Raw genomic sequence first — 2,873 nt, 5'->3', positions numbered from 1 at the left:
ATCAGTATTTTTACATCATTACGTCCGGGTCATTGTCGGTTTATCTCCTTTTACTTGTGGTAATTGAGGGATAACAACAAAAAAGGTGAGTTTTGCGACTCACCTTTTTTATTTGTTTCTTATTCAGAATCGATATCTTTTAAATCATCCTGAATCGCTTGCGCGTTCGGATTTTCCTGCGGTTTGAGTTCGCCGCCATTAGCGATGAAATCATGACGCTGGAAGTACGCTTCGCGCACCATAATATAAGGATCGGACGACTGACGCAGCAGACCATCGGAATCCAGCAGCTGAGCGCGGGTTTCGATCCCTTCAAGCGTCCATTTACCCACAGACATCGGCCAGGTCAGCCAGGAAAGAACCGGGTAAAGACCATCCGCCATATCACCACCGTCATCACGCAGCGTGAAGCTACCGTAGAACGGTAACTGAACGTAAGGCCCATAACCCACGCCATAATGACCAAGCGTACTACCGAAGCGGTGAGGTTCAGTCCGTTGCAGTTTCGGGTTCGCCATCCCTGCAACATCAATAAAGCCGCCCATCCCCAAAATGGTGTTCAGGAAAAAGCGGGTAAAGTGGACCATCCCCTGATAAGGGTCGCCCTGCAAGAAGTAGTTAACCATCACCGCAGGTTCTTCAAGGTTGCCAGTAAAGTTGCTCAAACCATTACGCACCGGTTGCGGAACATAATCACGCCAGGCGACAGCGACCGGTCGAACAATATACGGGTCTAATACGTTGAAGTTGAAGTTGTACATGGTGCGGTTGAACCCTTCTAACGGGTCAGAACGCCCTTGCTGATCTGTACCGGAACTCGCACACCCCACCAGAAGCGTAGTTCCCAGAGCAAGCGCCGACAGGCGAAGCTTCATAAATGTCTCCCTGTTTTTTTATGGCTTATGCAGTTTGCCATCCATGACGGAACGATACCGTATCCGCCTGTTTAGGTGTGGGCGATTGTAACAGCACGTCAACTGATGTCCAGACGCCCTGATTTGCTGATTTGATCATAGCCTGGTAATCGCCGCCCTGTAGGCTACTTGATTCTATAGAAACAGAAAAAGGCAAACGCAACCTTTTCTACATTTTCAGAGTAACTCCCGCCAGTTGCGAGCAAAAAAGCCGCTACGCTTTAGCTATACGTGCTAATTCAAGAGAAGAGACCATGGACAACGACAAAATTGATCAACACAGCGACGAAATTGAAGTTGAGAGCGAAGAAAAAGAGCGCGGCAAAAAAATAGAAATAGATGAAGACCGACTCCCCTCCCGAGCGATGGTAATTCATGAGCATATCCGCCAGGATGGTGAAAAAGAGCTAGAACGCGACGCAATGGCGCTACTGTGGTCAGCCATTGCGGCGGGTCTGTCGATGGGCGCTTCGTTACTGGCAAAAGGGATATTTCATGTCGAACTGGAAGGTGTGCCGGGCAGCTTCTTGCTGGAGAATCTCGGTTATACCTTTGGTTTTATTATCGTCATAATGGCCCGCCAGCAATTATTTACCGAAAACACCGTGACTGCGGTACTACCCGTCATGCAAAAACCGACAATGAGCAACGTTGGCTTACTTATGCGGTTATGGGGAGTCGTGCTGCTGGGTAATATTCTCGGGACTGGTATTGCTGCGTGGGCATTTGAATATATGCCTATCTTCAATGAAGAAACTCGCGATGCATTTGTCAAAATCGGCATGGATGTGATGAAGAACACCCCCAGCGAGATGTTTGCCAACGCGATCATTTCCGGCTGGCTGATCGCCACTATGGTATGGATGTTTCCTGCAGCAGGTGCGGCAAAGATTGTGGTGATTATATTGATGACCTGGCTTATTGCCCTGGGTGACACCACCCATATCGTGGTCGGTTCTGTTGAAATCCTCTATCTGGTGTTTAACGGTACGCTGCACTGGAGCGATTTCATCTGGCCCTTCGCACTACCTACTTTAGCGGGGAACATCTGCGGCGGCACCTTTATCTTCGCGTTAATGAGTCATGCACAGATTCGTAACGACATGAGCAACAAGCGTAAAGCAGAAGCACGCCAAAAAGCAGAACGTGCGGAAAACATTAAGAAAAATGATAAAAACCCAGCATAAATGGCGAGGGTTTAAGCAATCGAGCGGCAGCGTACTTACCCCGCAGTCCATTAGCGGGTATACTCATGCCGCATTGTCCTCTTAGTTAAATGGATATAACGAGCCCCTCCTAAGGGCTAATTGCAGGTTCGATTCCTGCAGGGGACACCATTTATCAGTTCGCTCCCATCCGTACCAGTCCGCAAAATCCCCTGAATATCAAGCCTTCCGTATATTCACAGTTCGTCATGGTTCGCGTCAGATCGTTGACAGCCGCACTCCATGACGGGTAAAAAGTGGATAAAATAATTTTACCCACCGGATTTTTACCCATGCTCACCGTTAAGCAGATTGAAGCAGCAAAGCCGAAAGAAAAACCATACCGCCTTCTCGATGGTAATGGCCTGTACCTTTATGTCCCTGTATCCGGGAAAAAGGTATGGCAGCTTCGCTACAAGATTGACGGTAAGGAGAAAATCCTGACCGTCGGAAAATATCCGCTTATGACTTTGCAGGAGGCAAGGGATAAAGCATGGACTGCGAGGAAAGACATCTCGGCTGGCATCGATCCGGTAAAGGCGAAAAAGGCTTCGTCTAACAACAATTCATTTAGTGCGATTTACAAGGAATGGTACGAACACAAGAAGCAAGTCTGGTCAGTAGGGTATGCGACTGAACTTGCAAAAATGTTTGATGACGACATTTTACCCATCATCGGCGGCCTTGAGATTCAGGATATTGAGCCGATGCAACTGCTGGAAGTAATCCGCAGATTTGAAGATCGCGGTGCAAT

General features: G+C 48.2%; 2 protein-coding genes, 1 tRNA gene and 1 pseudogene. 3 read left to right on the top strand and 1 reads right to left on the bottom strand.

Features of this window, described 5'->3' with window-relative positions; all coding sequences use genetic code 11:
• Positions 1 to 119 precede the first annotated feature (119 nt).
• Positions 120 to 875, bottom strand: coding sequence for a phospholipid-binding lipoprotein MlaA (gene mlaA, locus ACUU1I_RS20130; RefSeq protein ID WP_000776776.1), 756 nt, complete (start codon positions 873 to 875; stop codon positions 120 to 122).
• Positions 876 to 1,168: 293 nt separating this feature from the next.
• Here mlaA and ACUU1I_RS20125 point away from each other — a divergent pair, with 293 nt between their 5' ends.
• From ACUU1I_RS20125 to intS, 3 genes and pseudogenes are all read left to right on the top strand, one after another.
• Complete coding sequence (locus ACUU1I_RS20125; RefSeq protein WP_000368147.1) at positions 1,169 to 2,101, top strand: formate/nitrite transporter family protein; 933 nt, start codon at positions 1,169 to 1,171, stop codon at positions 2,099 to 2,101.
• A gap of 75 nt (positions 2,102 to 2,176) precedes the next feature.
• Positions 2,177 to 2,251: transfer RNA gene (locus ACUU1I_RS20120), tRNA-Arg, on the top strand.
• A 161-nt stretch (positions 2,252 to 2,412) separates the two neighbouring features.
• Positions 2,413 to 2,873, top strand: a pseudogene (gene intS, locus ACUU1I_RS20115) (prophage integrase IntS); the annotation flags it as partial.

Source organism: Shigella sp. SIG3 (assembly GCF_053555855.1).
The sequence above is the reverse complement of the archived record's forward strand: the minus strand, read 5'-3'. Positions and strand labels throughout refer to the sequence as shown.